The sequence below is a fragment of the Streptomyces sp. NPDC058650 genome, assembly GCF_042717315.1.
GTDB lineage: Bacteria > Actinomycetota > Actinomycetes > Streptomycetales > Streptomycetaceae > Streptomyces.
Map to the genome: position 1 here is coordinate 44243 of NZ_JBHXRL010000003.1, position 19638 is coordinate 63880.

24 protein-coding genes are annotated in these 19638 nt (G+C 72.0%); 11 read left to right on the top strand and 13 right to left on the bottom strand.

Going from position 1 to position 19638, the window contains the following annotated elements; genetic code table 11:
• Positions 1-175: 175 nt before the first annotated feature.
• From ACFWWU_RS06290 to ACFWWU_RS06320, 7 genes are all read left to right on the top strand, one after another.
• Positions 176-1021, top strand: coding sequence for a HipA family kinase (locus tag ACFWWU_RS06290; RefSeq protein WP_384139710.1), 846 nt, complete (start codon positions 176-178; stop codon positions 1019-1021).
• Entirely contained in the window at positions 1018-1401 is a 384-nt protein-coding gene (locus ACFWWU_RS06295; protein WP_317593663.1) for a DUF3037 domain-containing protein, read from the top strand. The genes ACFWWU_RS06290 and ACFWWU_RS06295 overlap by 4 nt, the downstream gene beginning before the upstream one ends.
• Positions 1402-1603: 202 nt before the next feature.
• Positions 1604-2365, top strand: a complete 762-nt coding sequence (gene fabG / locus ACFWWU_RS06300; RefSeq protein WP_024760885.1) for a 3-oxoacyl-ACP reductase FabG — start codon at positions 1604-1606, stop codon at positions 2363-2365.
• 29 nt (positions 2366-2394) lie between these two features.
• On the top strand, positions 2395-3162 hold the full coding sequence (locus ACFWWU_RS06305; RefSeq protein ID WP_384139713.1) for an SDR family oxidoreductase: 768 nt from the start codon (positions 2395-2397) through the stop codon (positions 3160-3162).
• A 148-nt stretch (positions 3163-3310) separates the two neighbouring features.
• Complete coding sequence (locus ACFWWU_RS06310) at positions 3311-4888, top strand: ABC transporter substrate-binding protein (protein ID WP_384139716.1); 1578 nt, start codon at positions 3311-3313, stop codon at positions 4886-4888.
• A gap of 80 nt (positions 4889-4968) precedes the next feature.
• Entirely contained in the window at positions 4969-5652 is a 684-nt protein-coding gene (ung, locus tag ACFWWU_RS06315) for a uracil-DNA glycosylase (RefSeq protein ID WP_384139719.1), read from the top strand.
• Positions 5653-5722: 70 nt separating this feature from the next.
• On the top strand, positions 5723-6196 hold the full coding sequence (locus tag ACFWWU_RS06320; RefSeq protein ID WP_384139721.1) for a hypothetical protein: 474 nt from the start codon (positions 5723-5725) through the stop codon (positions 6194-6196).
• A gap of 109 nt (positions 6197-6305) precedes the next feature.
• Here the strand turns inward: ACFWWU_RS06320 and ACFWWU_RS06325 are convergent, their stop codons facing one another.
• The 3 genes from ACFWWU_RS06325 to ACFWWU_RS06335 form a co-directional block, all read right to left on the bottom strand.
• Complete coding sequence (locus tag ACFWWU_RS06325) at positions 6306-6824, bottom strand: hypothetical protein (protein ID WP_384139724.1); 519 nt, start codon at positions 6822-6824, stop codon at positions 6306-6308.
• A 105-nt stretch (positions 6825-6929) separates the two neighbouring features.
• Positions 6930-7457 carry a DinB family protein gene (locus tag ACFWWU_RS06330; protein WP_384139727.1) on the bottom strand — a complete coding sequence of 176 codons (528 nt, stop codon included), beginning with the start codon at positions 7455-7457 and terminating at the stop codon, positions 6930-6932.
• Positions 7458-7531: 74 nt separating this feature from the next.
• Entirely contained in the window at positions 7532-8224 is a 693-nt protein-coding gene (locus ACFWWU_RS06335; protein WP_384139730.1) for a TetR/AcrR family transcriptional regulator, read from the bottom strand.
• A gap of 100 nt (positions 8225-8324) precedes the next feature.
• On the opposite strand from ACFWWU_RS06335, the gene ACFWWU_RS06340 reads away from it, so the two are divergent.
• Both ACFWWU_RS06340 and ACFWWU_RS06345 read left to right on the top strand, forming a co-directional pair.
• Positions 8325-9512, top strand: coding sequence for an FAD-dependent monooxygenase (locus ACFWWU_RS06340; RefSeq protein WP_384139732.1), 1188 nt, complete (start codon positions 8325-8327; stop codon positions 9510-9512).
• A 68-nt stretch (positions 9513-9580) separates the two neighbouring features.
• A complete protein-coding gene (locus tag ACFWWU_RS06345; protein ID WP_384139735.1) occupies positions 9581-10486 on the top strand; it encodes a Gfo/Idh/MocA family protein in 906 nt (301 codons plus the stop codon).
• On the opposite strand, the gene lnt is transcribed toward ACFWWU_RS06345, so the two are convergent.
• Positions 10410-12143 (bottom strand): apolipoprotein N-acyltransferase, encoded by a 1734-nt coding sequence (lnt, locus tag ACFWWU_RS06350; RefSeq protein ID WP_384139738.1) that lies wholly within the window; start codon positions 12141-12143, stop codon positions 10410-10412. The two genes, ACFWWU_RS06345 and lnt, sit on opposite strands and share 77 nt — an antisense overlap.
• A 51-nt stretch (positions 12144-12194) precedes the next feature.
• Positions 12195-12638, bottom strand: a complete 444-nt coding sequence (locus ACFWWU_RS06355; protein ID WP_384139740.1) for a nuclear transport factor 2 family protein — start codon at positions 12636-12638, stop codon at positions 12195-12197.
• Between the two features lie 81 nt (positions 12639-12719).
• Between ACFWWU_RS06355 and ACFWWU_RS06360 the strand changes: the two genes are divergently transcribed.
• A complete protein-coding gene (locus ACFWWU_RS06360) occupies positions 12720-13313 on the top strand; it encodes a flavin reductase family protein (RefSeq protein WP_384139743.1) in 594 nt (197 codons plus the stop codon).
• 201 nt (positions 13314-13514) lie between these two features.
• Here the strand turns inward: ACFWWU_RS06360 and ACFWWU_RS06365 are convergent, their stop codons facing one another.
• From ACFWWU_RS06365 to ACFWWU_RS06400, 8 genes are all read right to left on the bottom strand, one after another.
• Positions 13515-13943: a DoxX family protein gene (locus tag ACFWWU_RS06365; RefSeq protein ID WP_384139746.1), complete on the bottom strand. Its 429-nt coding sequence runs from the start codon at positions 13941-13943 to the stop codon at positions 13515-13517.
• An 82-nt stretch (positions 13944-14025) separates the two neighbouring features.
• Positions 14026-14106, bottom strand: coding sequence for a YdeI/OmpD-associated family protein (locus ACFWWU_RS06370; RefSeq protein ID WP_384140625.1), 81 nt, complete (start codon positions 14104-14106; stop codon positions 14026-14028).
• 16 nt (positions 14107-14122) lie between these two features.
• Complete coding sequence (locus ACFWWU_RS06375; RefSeq protein WP_384139749.1) at positions 14123-14455, bottom strand: DUF1905 domain-containing protein; 333 nt, start codon at positions 14453-14455, stop codon at positions 14123-14125.
• Positions 14456-14594: 139 nt separating this feature from the next.
• On the bottom strand, positions 14595-15254 hold the full coding sequence (locus ACFWWU_RS06380) for a glyoxalase (protein WP_384139752.1): 660 nt from the start codon (positions 15252-15254) through the stop codon (positions 14595-14597).
• Positions 15255-15259: 5 nt separating this feature from the next.
• On the bottom strand, positions 15260-15781 hold the full coding sequence (locus ACFWWU_RS06385) for a helix-turn-helix transcriptional regulator (protein WP_384139755.1): 522 nt from the start codon (positions 15779-15781) through the stop codon (positions 15260-15262).
• A gap of 296 nt (positions 15782-16077) precedes the next feature.
• On the bottom strand, positions 16078-16488 hold the full coding sequence (locus ACFWWU_RS06390) for a VOC family protein (RefSeq protein ID WP_384139758.1): 411 nt from the start codon (positions 16486-16488) through the stop codon (positions 16078-16080).
• A 323-nt stretch (positions 16489-16811) separates the two neighbouring features.
• Positions 16812-17684, bottom strand: coding sequence for an undecaprenyl-diphosphate phosphatase (locus ACFWWU_RS06395; protein ID WP_384139761.1), 873 nt, complete (start codon positions 17682-17684; stop codon positions 16812-16814).
• Positions 17685-18018: 334 nt separating this feature from the next.
• Positions 18019-18789, bottom strand: coding sequence for a TVP38/TMEM64 family protein (locus ACFWWU_RS06400; protein ID WP_384139763.1), 771 nt, complete (start codon positions 18787-18789; stop codon positions 18019-18021).
• A 117-nt stretch (positions 18790-18906) separates the two neighbouring features.
• On the opposite strand from ACFWWU_RS06400, the gene ACFWWU_RS06405 reads away from it, so the two are divergent.
• Positions 18907-19605 carry a DNA alkylation repair protein gene (locus ACFWWU_RS06405; protein ID WP_384139766.1) on the top strand — a complete coding sequence of 233 codons (699 nt, stop codon included), beginning with the start codon at positions 18907-18909 and terminating at the stop codon, positions 19603-19605.
• The last annotated feature ends 33 nt before the right edge of the window (positions 19606-19638 follow it).

A 19638-nucleotide genomic window follows, 5' to 3' on the forward strand; every position in this document is an offset into this window, starting at 1 on the left:
GGGTTCGCCATACTCGGCGCACCGTGATCACCCTCGGTTACTATGCTCACTTCATGCCGGAGGGCGGCAGCACGGGGCGCGGCGCCGTCGACGGACCGCTCGGAGAGCCCCGCTACTGAGCCCCCAAGAAGCCGACCGTGGATTGCACGGCTGAAGAGATGGGTGGCCTGGGAAAGTGTTGAAAGAGGTCGTAGCGACCCGCTATGTCACACCCCTGCGTGAGGGCGGCTCGCTCCCCGGGATCGTCGAGGCCGACGACCTCGGCACGTACGTCATGAAGTTCACGGGCGCGGGGCAGGGCCGCAAGACCCTCGTCGCCGAGGTCGTCTGCGGGCAGCTCGCGCGCAGGCTCGGGCTGCGCGTGCCGGAGCTCGTCGCCATCCAGCTCGACCCGGTCATCGGCCTCTCCGAGCCCGACCAGGAGGTCCAGGAGCTGCTCAAGGCGAGCGGCGGGCTCAACCTGGGCATGGACTTCCTCCCCGGCTCGCTGGGCTTCGACCCGCTGGCGTACGAGGTGGACCCCAAGGAGGCCGGCAAGGTCGTCTGGTTCGACGCCGTGATCAACAACGTCGACCGGTCCTGGCGGAACCCGAACATGCTGGTGTGGCACGGCGACCTGTGGCTCATCGACCACGGCGCCACCATGATCTGGCACCACAACTGGCCGGGCGCGCGGGCTTCCGCCGCCAAGCCGTACGACGCCTCCGACCACGCGCTCGCGCCCTTCGCGCCGGACGTCGCCGCCGCGGCCGCCGAACTCGCGCCGCTCGTCACCCGCGAGCTGCTCACCGAGGTCGTCGCCGACGTGCCCGACGAGTGGCTCGTCGACGAGCCCGGTTTCTCCCGTACGGACGAGGTGCGCGCGGCCTACGTCGACGCGCTCCTGCCCCGCGCCGCCACCATCCACGAGCGGATCACGCTCGGCCCCCGTACCGAGAACCGGCCCCAGCAGCCGCCCGGCTGGCTGGCCGAGCGCCTCGCGCCCCGGACGCACTCCACCGAGAAGGACAGCACCACGTGACCGAGCGCGATGTCTTCGAGTACGCGCTGCTGCGCGTGGTGCCGCGGGTCGAGCGCGGTGAGTGCTTCAACGCGGGTGTGGTCGTCTACTGCCGCGCCCGGTCCTACGTGGCCGCCCGCACCCATCTGGACGAGGCCAAGCTGGCGGTCCTCGACCCCGCGGCGGACGTCACCGGCGTCCGGGCCGCGCTGCGCGCCGTCGAGGGGATCTGCCTGGGCGGCGACGACGCCGGGCAGGCCGCGCGCGACGACGCGGGCCGGCGCTTCCGCTGGCTGATCGCGCCGCGCTCCACGGTCGTGCAGCCGGGACCCGTGCACACGGGGCTCACCGCCGACCCGGAGGCGGAGGTGGAGCGTCTCCTCGACCTGCTGGTGCGCTGAGGCCATCGGTGAAGGGCCTCGGTCGCCGTTCCGCCACGGGGAGTGACCTGGGGCACCCGGTGGGCCGTTGACACCGGGTGCCATCGCTTCTAGCGTCTCGTTCTGCGGACGATACTAAGCGGTCGCTCATGTGCGGGACGCGTGAGCGGGACGGCCGGTCCGTCCGCGATCAGGGACGATCCAAGGGCGAGGAGAACCAAGCATGTCCACCACCGAGCAGCGCGTAGCCGTCGTCACGGGTGCCGCACGCGGCATCGGCGCCGCCACCGCGCTCCGCCTGGCGGCCGAGGGCCGCGCCGTCGCCGTACTCGACCTCGACGAGGCGGCCTGCAAGGACACGGTCGAGAAGATCACGGCCGCGGGCGGCACCGCCCTCGCGGTGGGCTGCGACGTCTCCGACGGCGCCCAGGTGGAGGCCGCCGTCGCGCGGATCGCCGCCGAGCTCGGCGCGCCGACGATCCTCGTCAACAACGCCGGCGTGCTCCGCGACAACCTGCTGTTCAAGATGTCCGAGTCGGACTGGGACCTCGTCATGAACGTGCACCTCAAGGGTGCCTTCCTGATGGCGAAGGCCTGCCAGAAGCACATGGTGGACGCGGGCTTCGGCCGGATCGTCTCGCTCTCCTCCTCCTCGGCGCTCGGCAACCGCGGCCAGGCCAACTACTCGGCCGTCAAGGCCGGTCTGCAGGGCCTCACGAAGACCCTCGCCAAGGAGCTCGGCAAGTTCGGCATCACCGCCAACGCCGTCGCCCCCGGCTTCATCGTCACCGAGATGACCGCGCAGACCGCCGAGCGCGTCGGCATGGGCTTCGAGGAGTTCCAGGCGGCCGCCGCCTCCATGATCCCGGTCCAGCGCGTCGGCCGCCCCGAGGACGTCGCGAACGCGATCGCCTTCTTCGCGGGCGACGACGCCGGCTTTGTCTCCGGCCAGGTCATGTACGTGGCCGGCGGCCCGCTCAACTGACGTTCCGGCAGCAGCGAGAGGAGGCGGACATGACCGCGAACGAAAGGCCGGAGCTCTCCGGCAAGGTCGCCCTCGTCACCGGCGCGAGCCGGGGCATCGGCTACGGCATCGCCGAGGCGCTCGTCGCCCGCGGCGACCGGGTCGTCATCACCGGGCGCGGCGAGGAGGCCCTCAAGGAGGCCGCCGAGCGGCTCGGCGCCGACCGGGTGATCGGTGTCCCCGGCAAGGCCCACGACCTGGCCCACCAGGCCGCCGCGGTCGAGGCGGCCATGGACGGCTTCGGCCGGCTGGACTTCCTGGTGAACAACGCCGGCACGAACCCGGTCTTCGGCCCCATCGCCGATCTGGACCTGGGAGTGGCCCGCAAGGTCTTCGAGACCAATGTGATCTCCGCGCTCGGTTTCGCCCAGCGGAGCTGGCACGCCTGGCAGAAGGATCACGGCGGTGCGATCGTGAACATCGCCTCGGTCGCCGGCATCTCCGCCTCGCCGTTCATCGGCGCGTACGGGATGAGCAAAGCCGCGATGGTGAATCTGACCCTCCAGCTGGCGCACGAATTCGCTCCGCTCGTGCGGGTCAACGCCATCGCCCCCGCCGTGGTGAAGACCAAGTTCGCCCAGGCGCTGTACGAGGGCCGTGAGGCGGAGGCGGCCGCCGCCTATCCGCTCGGCCGGCTCGGCCTCCCCGAGGACATCGGCGGCGCCGCCGCCTTCCTGACCTCCGGGCAGTCGGAGTGGGTCACCGGCCAGACCCTCGTCGTCGACGGCGGGATTTTCCTGAACGCCGGAGTCGGCTGACCGATATCCGGACACTTTCCGGAATTCGTGTCCGGATTGGACCCGGTTATACGCCGAATGACTCAAGTGCCCCGTCAGACTCGAAGATTGACCTGACGGGGTGCTGCGGTATCGTCGGCCGACCCGTGGCTGAACGAGGAGCGTGCACGTGTTCAACCGGACCAGTCTGCAGGCCGCTGCAGCCCTTGCGTCCATATCCCTGGTGTCCGGATGCGGTGTATTTTCGGACAGCGAATCCACTGGGGATCAGAGAATCGTCATCGGTACGATGAGTTCTCCCACCACGCTCGATCCGGCCGCGGCCTGGGACAATTCCTGGGAGCTCTTCCGGAATGTCTTCCAGACCCTGGTGAGCTTCCCTACAGGCAGTACGGCGCCGCAGTCGGACGCCGCCGACTGCAAGTTCACCGACACGGCGAGCCGGGTCTTCGAGTGCAAGCTCCTGGACGGGCTGAAGTTCTCGAACGGCCACAAGCTGGACGCCGAGGCTGTGCGGCACTCGATCGAGCGCATCCGCACGATCAACCACAAGGGCGGCCCGAACGGGATGCTCGGCTCGCTCGGCAAGATCGAGACCGTCGGCGACCGCACGATCGTCTTCCGGCTGAACAAGTCGGACGCCACGTTCCCGTTCGTCCTCGCGACCCCCGCGATGTCGCTCGTGGACCCGGCCGAGTACCCGGCGGACAAGCTCCGCACGGACGGCAAGCTCGTCGGCTCGGGACCGTACGTCCTCGACTCGTACGACGAGCGGAAGACGGCCGAGCTGACCAAGAACGCCACCTACAAGGGGTTCGCCGCCCGCAAGAACGGCGGCGTGACGATCAAGTACTACGACGACTCCGAGGCGATGGTCGCCGCGCTCCGGAAGGACGAGATCGACGCCACCTACCGCGGCCTCACCGCCGAGGAGGTCGTCGCGCTCCAGGAGGACAAGCCCGAGAACAAGGGCCTCCAGATCGTCGAGTCCACCGGCGCCGACATCCGCTACCTGGTCTTCAACACCCAGGACCCCACGGCCGCCAAGCCGGCCGTCCGCAAGGCCATCGCCCAGCTCGTCGACCGCGACGAACTGGTCAACAAGGTCTACCAGGGCACCGCCGAGCCCCTGTACTCGATGGTTCCCAAGGGCATCGCCGCCCACACCACCAAGTTCTTCGACCGCTACGGCATGCCGAGCGTCTCGAAGGCCAAGAAGATCCTCAAGGACGCCGGCGTCGAGACGCCCGTGAAGATGGACTTCTGGTACACGACGGACCGGTACGGCTCCTCGACGGCCGCCGAGTTCACCGAGCTGAAGCGGCAGCTGGAGGAGTCCAAGCTCTTCGAGGTCGAGCTGCACGGAAAGCCCTGGAAGGAGTTCCAGGCGGGCTACCAGAAGGGCGAGTACCCGGTCTTCGGGCGCGGCTGGTTCCCCGACTTCCCGGACCCGGACAACTTCGTCGCCCCCTTCCTGGGCAAGGAGAACGTCCTCGGCACGCCCTACGTGAGCGAGCGGATCACCGGGGAACTGCTCCCGAAGTCCCGCCGCGAGAGCGACCGCGGGACCGTCACGGACGAGTTCGTCGAGGCCCAGGAGATCATGGTCCAGGACGTCCGTCTGCTGCCCCTGTGGCAGGGCAAGCTGTACATCGCGGCCGGTGAGGACATCGGCGGCGGCGAGCGCGCGCTCGACCCGCAGACGGTCATGCAGCTGTGGGAACTGCACCGCCGGGCCAGCTGGTAGAAGGCCTGTGGGGGCCACTGTCAGTGGCCCCCGGTAGGTTCTCGGACGTAGACAGGAACGTCCACCGGAGGTTGTAGACCGTGACCGACACCAGCATGCTGCCCGAGTCCTGGCGGGGTGTCCTCGGCGAGGAGCTGCGCAAGCCGTACTTCGCGGAGCTCACCGAGTTCGTCGAGGAGGAGCGCGCCAGGGGACCGGTCTTCCCGCCGAAGGACGAGGTCTTCGCCGCCCTCGACGCCACCCCGTACGACAAGGTCAAGGTCCTGATCCTCGGTCAGGACCCGTACCACGGCGAGGGGCAGGGACACGGCCTCTGCTTCTCCGTCCGCCCCGGTGTGAAGACCCCGCCCTCCCTGCGGAACATCTACAAGGAGATGCAGGAGGAGCTGGGCCACCCAGTCCCGGACAACGGCTATCTGATGCCGTGGGCCGAGCAGGGCGTCCTGCTGCTCAACGCGGTCCTGACGGTCCGCTCCGGCGAGGCGAACTCGCACAAGGGCAAGGGCTGGGAGAAGTTCACGGACGCCGTGATCACCGCCGTCGCCTCGCGGCCCGACCCCGCCGTCTTCGTCCTCTGGGGCAACTACGCCCAGAAGAAGCTGCCGCTCATCGACGAGGAGCGGCACGTCGTCGTGAAGGGGGCCCATCCTTCGCCCCTGTCGGCGAAGAAGTTCTTCGGCTCGCGGCCCTTCAGCCAGATCGACGCGGCCGTCGCGGCGCAGGGACACGACCCGATCGACTGGCGCATCCCGGACCTCGGCTGAGCCTCGGCCGGATCGGGGCCGGGTGCGACTAGCGTCGGCTCTCCCATTGGGCGAGCGGGTGGAGGTCGGCGTGACCGAGCAGCAGCAGACGGCGGACGACGGGGTCATGACCAGGATCGGGCAGGCCATGATGCTGCTCCACGGTGGCGACCGCGAGGAGGCCCGCAACCGCTTCGGGGTGCTGTGGCAGCAGATCGGCCTCGACGGGGACCCACTGCACCGCTGCACCCTCGCCCACTACATGGCCGACGCCCAGGACGACCCCGACGCCGAGCTGGCCTGGGACCTGCGCGCGCTGAGCGCGGCCGAGGGACTCGCGGAGGAGCGGCTCGCGGCGCACGGCTCGGCCGTGGCGCTGCGCGCGCTGTACCCCTCGCTCCACCTCAACCTCGCCGCCGACTACGTCAAGCTCCAGCGGCCGGACGCCGCGCGTGTCCATCTGGACCGGGCCCGCGCGGCGTCGGACACGCTCGACGACGACGGCTACGGGAACGGGGTACGGGCCGCGATCGAGCGTCTGGAGCTGCGGCTCCGGGCCATGTGAGGTGTCGGATGGCCGGGCGCGTGACGCGGTGCGTCGCGGGGCGGGTGACCGGGTGTGCGGGCGCCTGTGTGGAAGGGCGTGTGCGCCGGGGTGTGGTGGTCCGGGCGGCTCACCGGCCGTACGTGCCGTGGCAGATCCTGGCCTGATCGCTGCCGGCGTCCCAGCCCCCGTACCGCTCGCCCAGATCGCAGACGTCCGCCCGGGAGCGCGGCGGTTCCTTCGGCAGCTCCGCCAGTCCCGGCAGCTCCGGAACGGCGGGCCAGGGCTCCGGGCGCGCCTCACGGTGCCGGGGTGCGGCGGTGGGGCGCGGCGCCGACGGGCTCGGCGGGGCGGCCGTTCGCCGGTGCCGCTCGGGTACGGCAGCGGGTAAGGGCGTCACGCGGGGCGCGGCGGACGGCGGGGGCGCGTCGGAGGGCGGGGGAGCGGGGAGCGCCGCTTCGAGGGCCTCGCGGGCCGGGCCCTCGACGATCTGCGGTGCTACGTCCTGTTCCTGGGCGGGGAGGACGGAGCTCTCCGCGGCGGGCGCGGGGGCGGGCGCCGTCGGCGGGGCGTCCACCGAGGCGCAGCCCGCCAGGGCGGCGACCGCCGCCCCGACCAGGATCTTCGCTGTGGTTCGGGTTCCATGCACCGCGCCACTCTGCTGCTCCGGCGGCGATCTTCGCGCTCCTACCGGTCGGGAATGCCCCGCACGGGTGAGGCGCCGAGGGACCGGCCTTGACCCGCGGGGCGGTCCTCAGTCGCCGGTGGCGCCGTCGAGCCGCTCCCGGATGAGGTCCGCGTGGCCGTTGTGGCGCGCGTACTCCTCGATCATGTGCAGGTAGATCCAGCGGAGGTTGAAGGTCCGGCCGGTGCGGTGCTTGCCCGCGCCGAGGTCGTCGAGGCCGTGCGGGGCGGCCAGCGTGCGCGCGTGGGCGATCTCGGCCTGCCAGGTGGCGTAGGCCTCCTCGTAGGTGTCCTCGTCCGTGGCGTGGATGTCCCGGTCCGGGTCGTCCCCGGTCGAGTAGATCCAGCCCGCCTCCTCGCCGGCCAGCACGCGGCGGAACCAGCCGCGCTCGACCTCGGCCATGTGCCGGACGAGACCCAGCAGGTTGAGGTCGGACGGCGGAGCGGAGGGGGTGCGCAGCTGGGCGTCGTCGAGCCCCTCGCACTTCCTCGCGAGGGTCGCGCGATGGAAGTCGAGCCACTGCTCCAGCGCCTCGCGCTCGCCCGAGGTGGTGGACGGGTCGACGCGGGGGACGGATTCGGTGCGTTCGATGGTCATGCCCGGCATCGTCCCGCATGGTCACGGGCCGCGCCAGCGCTTTCCCGCCGTGCTCCTCGGTCCACAGGACACCCCTAGCGGGTGCCGAGCATGCCCCGCAGCAACTCGTCGAAGCCGGTGCGCAGTTCCGCGCGGCTGGGCACGGAGGCGTGGAAGGAACCGGCGGCGCAGGAGAACATCAGGCCCTCGCACCAAGCGATCAGGGAGAGCGCGTGCCGCTCGGGCGCCGGTGAGCCGGCCGCCGTCATCATCGCGACCAGCGGGCCGCGGAAGGCGGAGCCCGCGGCGTCGAAGAAGGCGCGGAGCTCGGGGCGGCGGGTGGCCTCAAGGGCCAGTTCGTAGCGGGAGACGAGCAGTGCGCGATGGTCCGTGAGATAGCGGTGCAGCGCGAGGGCGAGCGCGTCCACGAGGGCGTCGACGGTCGGGGGCGCGCCGGCGCCGCCCGGGGTGTCCGGGCCGCCGCCCGGCAGCTCGTCCGGTGTGAGCACGCGCGATTCCCAGTGGACCTGGCGGCGCACGGCCGTCTCCAGGAGCGCCTGGCGGGTGCGGGCGTGATTCGAGGTCGACCCCTGCGGCAGTCCGGCCCGTTCGTCCACGGCGCGGTGCGTCAGGCCCCGCATGCCGCGCTCGACGAGGAGGTCGAGGGCGGCGTCGCCGATCCGCTCGGCGCGGGAAGCGCGGGAAGCGGGGGAGGCGGGGAAAGCAGGGGAAGCGGGGGAGGCGCGGGAGGCGGGGGTGTCCGGGACGGGTGTGGTCGGTGCGCTCATGGGGACAACGTACTACCGGCCACTACCTGCCTGACTACACCTGTAGTACGGTCGTGGCATCGGACTCACTACACCTGTAGCACGTACTCGGGGAGCAGTCATGCAACAGCACCGCGCCGTCGTCGTCGGAGCCGGAATCGGCGGCCTCACCGCCGCCGTCGCCCTCCACCGCGAGGGCTGGCAGGTCACCGTCCTGGAGCGCGCCGCCGACCTCGCCCCCGTCGGCGCCGGCATCGGCCTCGCACCCAACGCCCAGCGCGCCCTGGACGTCATCGGTCTCGGCGACCGCGTCCGCGCCCTCGCCGCCTGGCAGGGCGACGGCGGCATGCGCGCCCCCGACGGCCGCTGGCTCGCCCGGACGAACGCCCAGGCCGCCGCCGCGCGCTTCGGCGGGCCGCTCGTCCTCCTCCACCGCGCCACCCTCGTCGAGATCCTCGCCTCGGCCCTCCCCGGGGGCACGGTCCGCACCGGAGCGGCCGCCACGCTCGCCGACCCCGGCGACGACCTGCGCCCCGCCCGGCTGACCACCCCGGAGGGCGCGATCGAGGCCGAACTCGTCGTCGCCGCCGACGGCATCCGGTCCGCGACCCGCCACGCGCTCTTCCCCGAGCACCCCGGACCCCGGTACTCCGGCTGCACCACCTGGCGGGTCGTCGTCCCCGCCCCCGCCCGGCCTTTCGCCCCGCACGAGACCTGGGGCGCCGGACGCCTCTGGGGCACCCAGCCCCTCAAGGACGGCAGGATCTACGCGTACGCCATGGCCGCCGCCCCCGCGGGCGGCCGTGCTCGCGACGACGAGAAGGCCGAACTCCTGCGTCTCTTCGGCGACTGGCACCACCCCGTCCCCGAGATCCTCGCCGCCGTCGACCCCGGCCAGGTCCTGCGCCACGACGTCCACCACCTCCCCGACCCGCTGCCCGCCTTCCACCGGGGCCGCGTCGCGCTCCTCGGCGACGCCGCGCACGCGATGATGCCGAGCCTCGGCCAGGGCGGGAACCAGGCCATCGAGGACGCCGTCGTCCTCGCCCACCACGCCCGCTCCGCGCCCGACTTCGCACCCGGCCGCGCGCTCGCCGCGTACACCGCCGACCGGCTGCCGCGCACCACCGCCATCGTCCGCAAGGCCGCCCGCACCGGCGCGGTGACCATGCTCTCGGCCCGCCCCGCCGTCGCCCTGCGCTCCGCGCTCGTCGGCGCCGTCTCCCGCCTCGGCCCGGGTCTGGCCCTGCGCGGCTTCGACGGCATCGCCGACTGGCACCCGCCGGTGGCCCCCGCCCGGCCCGCGTAAGCTGACCGGCGCGAACGGCCCGCGCGAGCGCGGCCGGTGGAAACGAGCGACACGACAAGGGAGACCCCGTGAAGGTTGGCTGCATCGGACTCGGCGACATCGCGCAGAAGGCGTACCTCCCCGTCCTCGCCACCCTCCCCGGGGTCGAACTCCACCTCCAGACCCGCACCGCCGCCACCCTGGACCGGGTCGCCGACTCCCTCCACCTGCCCGCCGCGCAGCGCCACCGCGACCTCGACTCGCTGCTCGCGGCCGGACTCGACGCGGCCTTCGTCCACGCGCCGACCGCCGTCCACGCCGAGATCGCCGGCCGCCTCGTCGAGGCCGGCGTCCCCACGTACGTCGACAAGCCCCTCGCCTACGAGTACGCGGACTCCGAGCGGATCGTGGAACTCGCGGAGAAGCGTTCGGTCAGCCTCGCCGTCGGCTTCAACCGGCGCCTCGCGCCCTCCTACGCCCAGTGCGCCGAGCACCCGCGCGAGCTGATCCTCCTGCAGAAGAACCGCATCGGCCTGCCCGAGGACCCCCGCACCTTCGTACTCGACGACTTCATCCACGTCGTCGACACCCTGCGCTTCCTCCTCCCCGGCGAGATCGAGCACGTCGACGTGCGCGCCCGGATCCGCGACGGGCTCATGCACCACGTCGTGCTCCAGCTCTCCGGCGACGGCTTCACCGCCATCGGCATGATGAACCGGATGAACGGCTCCACCGAGGAGATCCTGGAGGTCTCGGGCCAGGACACCAAGCGCCAGGTCCTCAACCTCTCCGACGTCGTCGACCACAAGGGCCAGCCCACCGTGCGCAGGCGCGGCGACTGGGTGCCGGTGGCCCGCCAGCGCGGGATCGAGCAGGCCGTGCTCGCCTTCCTCGACTCCGTACGGGAGGGGCGGGTGCTCAGCGCGCGCGACGCCCTGCTGACCCACGAGCTGTGCGAGCGAGTGGTCCGCGAGGCCCTGCTCCAGGCTTCCTGAGGGTGCCCGCGCCCTCGGCGACGCACAGGGCGCCCACCACGGCCAGCGCCCCGTACAGCGGCCAGTCGCCCCACCGGACATAGCCCGTCGTCGCCGTCGAGAGCGGCAGCTCGCGCACGGCGACGGCGCTCGCGTCCGTGCCGAGGACAGGCCCGATCCGGCGGCCGTCGGGACCGTACGCGGCGCTGACCCCGGTGAGCGTCGCGTGTACGACGGGCCGGCCCGTCTCCGCCGCGCGCAGCGCCGCCAGGGACGCGTGCTGGGCGGGCGCCCAGCTCTCCTGGAAGGTGCTGGTCGCCGACTGGACGACCAGGAGCCCGGCACCGTCCCTGACGAGCCGCCGGCTCATGTCGGGGAACGCCGACTCGAAGCAGATCAGCGGCCCGATCCGCGGCCCCACGCCCGCCGCGCCGGCGGGCAGCGTCATCACCACGGGTGCGCTGCCCCGCCGCCGGTCCTCCTGGGCCGCCTCGCCCATCGAGGTCACCCACCCCAGGACGCCGCGCGCCGGGACGTACTCGCCGAACGGCACGAGCCGCATCTTGTCGTAGCGGTCGCCCGTGAGCCCCGCCGGACCCACCAGGACGGCGCTTTTGAAGATGCCCGGGCGATCGGCGGCGCGCGCGTCCACGTTCACCAGGAGCGGCGCGTCGACGACCCGCGCCAGGGCGGTGAGCCGGGCCGCGAGATCGGGCCGCCCGGCCGGATCGGCGCCGACGCCGCTCTCGCCCCACACCACCAGGTCGAGACGCTGCCCCGCGAGCGAGCGGGTCAGCTCCTCGGCGCGCGCGAACCGCCGCTCGGCCCCGTCCGCGCCGTCGATGACACCCGGCTGTACGACGGCCACACGCACCGTCCCGCGCTCGCGCGGCGCCCCGACGCCCCAGGCCGCCGAGCCCGCCACCAGCGCGCAGGCGGCGAGCCCCGCGACCCCGACGGCACGCATCCCCGGCACCGCGACGAGCAGGGCCACGGCCGTGTTCGCCGCCACCACGAGCAGGCTCACCAGCCACACCCCGCCGACCGAGGCGAGCCGCAGCGCCGCCGGAACCTCCCACTGGCTCGCGCCGAGCAGCCCCCAGGGCCCGCCGAGGCCCTCCCAGGAGCGGACCAGTTCGATCAGCAGCCAGCCGGAGGGCACCGCGAGCAGGGCGGCGGCGCCCCGCAGAGGTGACGGCGCCCCGCCGAGCAGGGAGCGTACGAGCCACCCCCACGGCAGCCACAGCAGGCCGAGCAGCGCGGCGAGCGGCAGCAGGAAGACGTGCAGGCTGGGCAGCAGCCAGTGATGGACGGCGAGCACGAAGCCGGACCCGCCCAGCCAGCCGTCCAGCGCCGCGCGGCGCGCCCCCGGGGCCGTACGGATCAGGAGCAGCCACGGGACGAGCGCCAGGTACGCCCCCCACCAGAGCCCGGGCGCGGGGAACGCGAGCGCGGGGAGCGCGCCGCAGCCGACGGCGAGCAGGGAACGCACGAGGCCACGCCGCCGCACCGGGCCGCGGCCCGGGCCCGGCGCGGGGTCCCGGCCGCGGTCTCGCTCCGGGTGCCGGTCCCGGCCGCGGTCCCGCTCCCGGCCGCGGTCCCGCTCCCGGCCGCGGTCTCGCTCCGGGTGCCGGTCCCCGTCGCGGTTTCGCTCCCGGTTCACGAACGGCATGCGCATGGCGGCCTCCCGCCCTCGCCTTCAGTGTCTCCCCCCGCGCGGACCGCCGGGTCAGTGGCGGCGCCACCGTTCGTCGACGACGACCGAGGAGATCCGCCAGCCGTCGGCGGTGCGCAGCGCCGCGAAGGCGTAGCGGCCGCCGCAGATGAAGTCCTCGCCGGTGGTGAAGCGCATCGGGTTCACGTAGTCGGCGCGGACGTCCGCGCCGTCCCCGGACTCCTGGTAGCCGCCCGCCTCACGGAAGAGGACCCGCCGGTTCACGATGAGGTGCTGGCGTACGGGGAAGAGGGTCATGGTCTCGGCGAGCCAGTCGGCGACCTCGGCCGCCGGGCCCTCGATCCCGCCCGAGCCGCGGTAGTCGGCCCGGCCGTCCCGGGTGAACAGGGCCCGGTAGCCGGTCCAGTCGGCGTCGTCCACGGCCGCCGCGTAGCCGGTGATGAGGTCGTCGATGGCGAGCCGGTCCATCACGGTCGCGAGGTCCACGCGCTGCGTCATCGGTTCAGTCTCGGGCAGCGGGGTCCCGGCGCCAAGGGGCGTGCGGGCAGCGACTTCCGGGGCGCCGTCATACTGGCGTGCATGCGCGTGCACATGGATCCCGAACTGACCGACCGGACGACCTTCTACCGGTTGCTCACCGCCACTGTCGTGCCCCGGCCGATCGCCTGGGTCTCCACGATCTCGGCCGACGGGACGGACAACCTCGCCCCGCACTCCTTCTTCACCATCGCCTCGGTCACGCCGCCGGTCGTGCAGTTCACGTCGGTGGGACGCAAGGACTCGCTGCGGAACGTGGAGGAGACGGGGCAGTTCGTGGTCAACCTCGCCCCCGAAGGGCTCTTCGAGCAGATCAACGCCACGGCGACCGACTTCCCGCACGGGGTGAGCGAGTTCGACGCCTGCGGCGTCGAGCGGGAGCAGAGCCTGTGTGTGAAGCCGCCGCGGGTGGCGCAGTCACCGGTGGCGCTCGAGTGCGAGCTGCACAGCACGGTGCGGATCGGTGACTCGACGGTCGTCTTCGGCCGGGTGGTGCACGCCGCGGTCGACGAGTCGGTCATGGTCGACGGCCATCCCGAGATGGCGCTGATGCGCCCGCTGACCCGGCTCGGCAAGAACGAGTGGGGCACGCTGGGCGGCATCAAGGAGATCGCCAGGGTGCCTTACCAGGGCTGAGCGTCAGCCCGCGGGCTCCCGTACGCGCAGGCGCGGAAGGCCGGGGAGAAATTCGGTCACATGTTCGGATTCAGTCGGTCGGGATTCCCTGTCGCCACCGGACTGTATCGACACGCAGGGAACCACAGAGCCGCCCGGGCTTCGCCGTCACCTGGCGACAGCCCCGTGCAGCGCGACGTACGTGGACGGGCGCCGCCGCATTCATTTCTGGGATGGACGTGGTGTTCGGGCTGTGGGCGCGGTAGGAGCCCGCAGGAGGTCGCGCCAGCCGGCAGGCCAATTGGCCAGGGCGAGGACACCCATGATGAGAAGGTGGGTCGGCGCGGCCCAGCTCTCCACCGCCGGGTCGTGGTTGACGATGTGGGTGGTGACCGCGCCGGTGAGCACGAACATCAGCGTCGTGGCACCCAGGAAGCGTGTTCGCCTATCGGGGATCACCAGCAGGACGGCGGCTGCACCTTCCAGGGCACCGACCACGAAGCGCGTCCAGGACGGGTATCCCCAATCGACGAACTTCGCGGAGTACGCCGCGCTGAATATCGTGTCGCCTGGCCAGTACTTGGTCACGGCGCCCAGCGCGAACTCGAAGGCCAGGAACCAGTACAGGCCGGTCATGAGTCGCTTCGACATGCTTGTTCCTTCAGGAGGAATCGGGCAGGGGCAGGCCTCCGCACGGCGTTCGCAACGCCGCCGGAGTCTTTGCTTTCTGGAGTCAGCCCCGGAGGGTGGCGATGGCCTTCTCGATACGCCGTCGGCGCGTCTCGGGCCTCTTCGCGCTCTCGATGGCGCGCACATGCTCGTGCTTGCGGCTAGGGCCTGTCGTAGGCGGCGCGGGCGACCGGGTCGTCGTCCAGGGCTCGGGCGAAGTCCGGAGGCTCGACGACGACGCGCGGCTCGGTGTCGAGCTCCAGCTCGACCTCGACCTCCTCGCCGATCGCGACACCCGCGGACTGGCGGTTGGCGTTGCTGAGGCCGAGCAGGTGGCGGCTTCGCATGATGGCGACCCGGCTCTTCCAGGAATGCCCGTTGACCGTGATCGTCACCGGCGGCCGCGCGCCCCCGCCGAGCGCTGCTACCACCTCGGGCGGAACTTCCAGGCCCCGCATGGGTTCGGGTGGCTCGACGTGGGCCCAAGACTTCATGATCTTTCTCCTGTTGTTCTGCCGACTCGCTGCGGATCCGGTTGCACTGGGGAGGTAGACGTGCCGGACATCCCGGGCCAGGGCGCGGCTGTCACATCGGTGCGTGTTCGCCGGTCAACCGGCATGACAGGGGCGGGAGTCAGGACAGCGTGGGGGTGAGCGACGCGGCGGCCTCCCAGGCGAATCCGTCCGGGTCGGTGAAGGCGTCGGCGGCGCTGCCGAGGACGATGCGGTGCGAGCCGGTGCCGTCGGCGGGGACGCCGAGGTCCTTGGCCAGGGCACGGCGCTTGTACAGCGCCAGCTTGACAGGGCTGTACTGGCCGGGAGCGAACTCGGCGTACTTGCCACCGAAGCTCTTGGCCACGGTCAGGCCCCGGCCGACGTAGAACTGCTTGGTGGCCTTCACGTCCTCGACGCCGATGAGCAGGACGACCTCGTCGATCTCGCGGGTGGCGGGGCCGGTGTCCTTCCTCGCCGAGGTCGCGACCTTCCAGATCGTCCCGTCCGGGGCCTGGACGACGCCGCCGTAGCCCCACAGCGACTTCGCGGCGGGCTTCAGCACCGTGGCGCCGGCGTCCACGGCGGAGCCGACGAAGCTGTCGACGGTGGCCGGCCCGGCCACCGTGAGCGCCAGGGTGAAGCCGCGGAATCCGGTGGAGTGCGCCTCGGACGCCCGCAGGCGTACGTACGTGTCCACGCCGAAGGCGCTGTAGAAGCGGCGAGCCGCCTCGAGGTCGGCCACCTCAAGGGTGACGGACGCGAGGGACGTGTTGGCTGTGGTGGAAGCGGTGGTTGCCATGACCATCACGCTAGGGGCTGCGCGGCGGCCGGGGCTTCTCGATTCCTGACCGGTCTGGAGACCTGCTTCGCCACGCACGCCGGCATCCCCTCCACCTTGATCGCCGACCCCGCATCGTGGGCCGTACCCGCAGCATCGGCATGGTCGGCCGCCGCATCCGCCGCCTGGCGCCGGAAGGCCCCGGGCGGCATGCCGACCAGCTCGGTGAAGCGGGTGGTGAACGTGCCCAGCGACGCGCAGCCGACCGCGAAGCAGACCTCGGTGACGCTGAGGTCGCCCCGCCGCAACAGCGCCGTCGCCCGCTCGATGCGACGCGTCATCAGGTACGAGTACGGCGACTCACCGTAGGCGGCACGGAACTGCCGACTCAGGTGCCCGGCGGACATGTTCACATCATGGGCGAGCGCCTCCACGTTCAGCGGCTGCGCGTATTCCCTGTCGATCCGGTCGCGGACGCGGCGCAGCCGCGCGAGGTCAGCCAGACGCTGCGCCTGCACGCGCGCACGCCGCCACTCAGGCGTACACATGAGAACTCTCCCCTTCGTCTTTCATCTTCCCTCTCCATCGACGTCTTCGAGCGTCCGGGTGCCCGCCTCGGCAGGCACCCCGGACGCTCGGTGGTGTGGGCCGGCCCGCCGGACTCGACCAGCCGCCGGTCGAGCAACTGCCGGACAGCAGCGGGACGGAGCCCGGGTTCATGTCCGGTTCAACGGGGACCCGGAGGCCGACCGGCACGGCAGGCACTTCCGCTCCGGTGCGCCGCTGCGTTCCTTATGGGTGGTCGCGATGTCGGCCCGCACGGCCGAATCGATACCCGCACAGCTCAGCGCAGCTCCTGGATGCGGACCAGGTTGCCCGCGGGGTCGCGGAACGCGCAGTCGCGGACGCCGTACGGGTGCTCGGTCGGCTCCTGGACGACCTCAGTGTCACCGGCCTGCACCTTCTCGAACGTGGCGTCGAGGTCCGGGGTGGCCAGCAGGATCCAGCCGTAGGTGCCCTTCGCCATCATCTCGGTGATGGTGTGGCGCTCGTCCTCGGTGACGCCGGGATCGGCGGCAGGCGGTGCCAGAAGGATCGACGTGCCCGGCTGACCGGCCGGGCCGACCGTGATCCAGCGCATCCTGCCCTGCCCGACATCGCTGCGGACCTCGAAGCCGAGTACGTCGCGGTAGAAGGCGAGCGACGCGTCCGGATCGTCGTGCGGAAGAGAAGTCGTGTGAATGGTGATGTCCATGGTGAGCAGGCTAGAGGCGGCTCCGTGAACCGCGCTTCTCGAATCCTGATCGATCCGGACACGGGCCGGTCGTGTTCGAGTGTCGGAAAACGATGGCGGGCTCAGCTGAGCGACGTCATCGTGTGACTCCGCCTCGGCCTGGACTGACCCGGACCCGGTCGCCCGCGCAGAAGGGCCCGCACAGCTGATGCTGTGCGGGCCCTTTGGCTGCCCCCGACTTCGCGGGTGCGCACGTCCGGCTGCGTATCTCCCCGTCTCCCAAGTGAGAGCCGTGCAGGAAAGCGCCGGAACGCGCTGGATAGTGCCTCGGTGCGGAGGCCCCGTCAGCCCGCGGACTCGCCCGCGTGCGGGCTGAGGACGTCCGTGCCGACCAGGATGAACAGCAGGATGCCCAGCAGGATGCGGTAGATCACGAAGGGCATGAAGCTCTTGGTGGTGATGAACTTCATGAACCAGGCGATCACCGCGTAACCGACGAAGAACGCGATGATCGTGGCGAAGATCGTCGGGCCCCAGGAGACGTGCCCCTCGCCCGCGTCCTTCAGCTCGTACGCGCCCGAGGCGAGGACCGCCGGGATCGCGAGGAGGAAGGAGTAGCGGGCGGCGGACTCACGGGTGTAGCCCATGAGCAGACCGCCGGAGATCGTCGCGCCCGAGCGGGAGACGCCCGGGATCAGCGCCATCGCCTGGCAGATGCCGAAGATCAGGCCGTCCCTCACGCCGAGGTCCTTGAGCGTCTTGCGGTCGCGGACGACCCGGTGGCGGCCGCCCGCCTCGTCCCGCGCGGCCAGCCGGTCCGCGACACCGAGGACGATGCCCATGACGATCAGGGTGGTCGCGATCAGGCGCAGGTCACGGAAGGGGCCCTCGATCTGGTCCTTGAGCGTGATGCCGAGGACGCCGATCGGGATCGAGCCGACGATGACCAGCCAGCCCATCTGGGCGTCGTGGTCGGAGCGCATCGACTTGTCGGTGAGGGAGCGGAACCAGGCCGAGACGATCCGCGCGATGTCCTTGCGGAAGTAGATCAGGACGGCCGTCTCCGTGCCGATCTGCGTGATCGCGGTGAAGGCCGCGCCCGGGTCGTGCCAGCCGGCGAAGGCCGCGGTCAGCCGCAGGTGCGCGCTGGAGGAGATGGGAAGGAACTCCGTCAGCCCCTGTACGAGTCCGAGGATGAACGATTCGAACCAACTCATGGGGCTAGGGCCGTCCCGTTATGTACGTGTGCGGTCAGAAGGTCGAGCGCAGCGTACCGTCCCTAAGTGACGAGCCCGGGATCAGGTCCGTGATGGTCCCGTGATCAGGCCTCGCGAGGGCCCGCGGCCGTCCATCCCGGCGCCCGGACGTGCGCGCGCGGACTCCGTCGGTCGGCCTCGTCGCCGCAGTGGGCGCAGATGAGCCGGGGGATGAGGACCTCGCCGCAGTCGTGTTCCAGGACGACGGGGCGGTCGTTCTGCCCGGTACGCGAAGCGCACCGAACGACGGGCCGCACCGAGCTACGGCCGCACCGAAACTACGGGCCGCACCGAGCTACGGGGCCGTACCGACCGGCTTTCGCTCCCGGGCGGGAGCCGTGGTGGTCGCGTCCAGGGGCGTGGCCGGGGCCCGCAGGCCGTGGCGCTTGCGCCAGGCCACCACTGCCGCGCCGAGACCCGACAGGACGATGAACCCCGCGGAGAAGAGGAAGGCCGGCGACCCGGGCGAACCGGCCTGGGCGCCCGCGATCACGTACGCCGCCGTGTTCGGCACGGTGCCGATCGCCGTCGCCAGGAGGAACGGCACGTACCCCATCCGGGAGACCGCCGCGCAGTAGTTGGCCGCCGCGAACGGGACGCCCGGGAAGAGCCGGATCGCCAGCATCGAGCGGAAGCCGTGCCGGCTCAGCTGCCCGTCCGCCGCCATCAGCCAGCGGCCCCGTACGAACGGCCGCAGCGCGTCCTGTCCCAGCACCCGGCCGAGGGTGAAGGCGATCCCGGCGCCGAGCACCGTCCCCGCCACCGCCGCCGTCAGACCGGCCACGGAGCCGAACAGCGCCCCCGCCGCCAGGTTGAGCACCGGGCGCGGCACGAAGGCCGCCGTGCACACGCCGTACGCGAGGCCGAAGAGCAGGACCGCGCCCGCGCCGCTCGTCTGCCGCGGCCAGCCCGAGGAGAGCAGCCGCTGGGGCTCGTACAGCAGCACGAGCCCCGCCGCGCAGAGCAGCAGCAGGGCGAGCACCGAGAGCCGCGAACGGGGCGAGAGCAGGGCCCGGGAGCAGCGGACGGCGAGGGAGCCCGGCGGCCGGGGCACGGGAGCGAGCATTCGGGGAGAGTAGCGGACGGGTCCGTATGATCGCCGTAACGCGCGTCATGTCCGTCCGGGCCGGAGCCCGGACCGTGCCGTGACAGGTGACAGGTGACAGGTGACAGGGAGGGCTCCATGGCCGACGTCCCCGGCAGCGCCCTCGCCGACACCGTCCTGGACCGGCTCACCACCGTCTACCCCGCCGCGGGCAACCCCTTCCGGGCGCAGGAGATGGTCGCGTACATGAAGGGCGCCGCCCCCTTCCTCGGCGTACGGACCCCCGAGCGCCGCGCCCTGTCCCGCACCGTCCTCGACGGCACCCCGCGCCCCGAGGAGGACGACTGCACCGCGATCGCCCTGCGCTGCTTCGCCCTGCCCGAGCGCGAGTACCACTACTTCGCCGTCGACTACCTCCGCCGCCATGTGAAGCGCTGCTCCTCCGGCTTCCTGCCCGTCGCCCGCCGGCTCGTCACCACCGTCTCCTGGTGGGACACCGTCGACCACCTCGCGGCCCATGTCGTCGGCGGCCTCGTCGCGGCCGACCCGGCCCTCGCGGCCCGCATGGACGAGTGGATCGAGGACGAGGACCTGTGGGTGGCCCGCACCGCGCTCCTCCACCAGCTCCGCTTCAAGGACGCGACCGACGCCGACCGCCTCTTCGCCTACTGTCTGCGCCGTGCGGCCCACCCCGACTTCTTCGTCCGCAAGGCGATCGGCTGGAGCCTGCGCGAGTACGGCAAGACCGCTCCTGGCGAGGTGCGCGCCTTCGTGGCCGGGAACCGCTCCCTGCTCTCCCCGCTCTCCGTCCGCGAGGCCCTCAAGAACCTCGGCTGACGGCCCCGTACAAGCCCGTAGGGGCCCGCACCG

What these genes read in the sequence shown, in the direction of transcription:
- ACFWWU_RS06335 (WP_384139730.1), bottom strand. Translation starts at nt 8,224, where the DNA reads ATGAGCGCACCGACCACACCCGTCCCGGACACCCCCGCCTCCCGCGCC.
- lnt (WP_384139738.1), bottom strand. Translation starts at nt 12,143, where the DNA reads ATGCGCATGCCGTTCGTGAACCGGGAGCGAAACCGCGACGGGGACCGG.
- ACFWWU_RS06400 (WP_384139763.1), bottom strand. Translation starts at nt 18,789, where the DNA reads ATGCTCGCTCCCGTGCCCCGGCCGCCGGGCTCCCTCGCCGTCCGCTGC.
- ACFWWU_RS06390 (WP_384139758.1), bottom strand. Translation starts at nt 16,488, where the DNA reads ATGGACATCACCATTCACACGACTTCTCTTCCGCACGACGATCCGGAC.
- ACFWWU_RS06395 (WP_384139761.1), bottom strand. Translation starts at nt 17,684, where the DNA reads ATGAGTTGGTTCGAATCGTTCATCCTCGGACTCGTACAGGGGCTGACG.
- ACFWWU_RS06375 (WP_384139749.1), bottom strand. Translation starts at nt 14,455, where the DNA reads ATGAAGTCTTGGGCCCACGTCGAGCCACCCGAACCCATGCGGGGCCTG.
- fabG (WP_024760885.1), top strand. Translation starts at nt 1,604, where the DNA reads ATGTCCACCACCGAGCAGCGCGTAGCCGTCGTCACGGGTGCCGCACGC.
- ACFWWU_RS06330 (WP_384139727.1), bottom strand. Translation starts at nt 7,457, where the DNA reads ATGACCATCGAACGCACCGAATCCGTCCCCCGCGTCGACCCGTCCACC.
- ACFWWU_RS06380 (WP_384139752.1), bottom strand. Translation starts at nt 15,254, where the DNA reads ATGGCAACCACCGCTTCCACCACAGCCAACACGTCCCTCGCGTCCGTC.
- ACFWWU_RS06355 (WP_384139740.1), bottom strand. Translation starts at nt 12,638, where the DNA reads ATGACGCAGCGCGTGGACCTCGCGACCGTGATGGACCGGCTCGCCATC.
- ACFWWU_RS06360 (WP_384139743.1), top strand. Translation starts at nt 12,720, where the DNA reads ATGCGCGTGCACATGGATCCCGAACTGACCGACCGGACGACCTTCTAC.
- ACFWWU_RS06340 (WP_384139732.1), top strand. Translation starts at nt 8,325, where the DNA reads ATGCAACAGCACCGCGCCGTCGTCGTCGGAGCCGGAATCGGCGGCCTC.
- ACFWWU_RS06305 (WP_384139713.1), top strand. Translation starts at nt 2,395, where the DNA reads ATGACCGCGAACGAAAGGCCGGAGCTCTCCGGCAAGGTCGCCCTCGTC.
- ACFWWU_RS06405 (WP_384139766.1), top strand. Translation starts at nt 18,907, where the DNA reads ATGGCCGACGTCCCCGGCAGCGCCCTCGCCGACACCGTCCTGGACCGG.
- ACFWWU_RS06365 (WP_384139746.1), bottom strand. Translation starts at nt 13,943, where the DNA reads ATGTCGAAGCGACTCATGACCGGCCTGTACTGGTTCCTGGCCTTCGAG.
- ACFWWU_RS06385 (WP_384139755.1), bottom strand. Translation starts at nt 15,781, where the DNA reads ATGTGTACGCCTGAGTGGCGGCGTGCGCGCGTGCAGGCGCAGCGTCTG.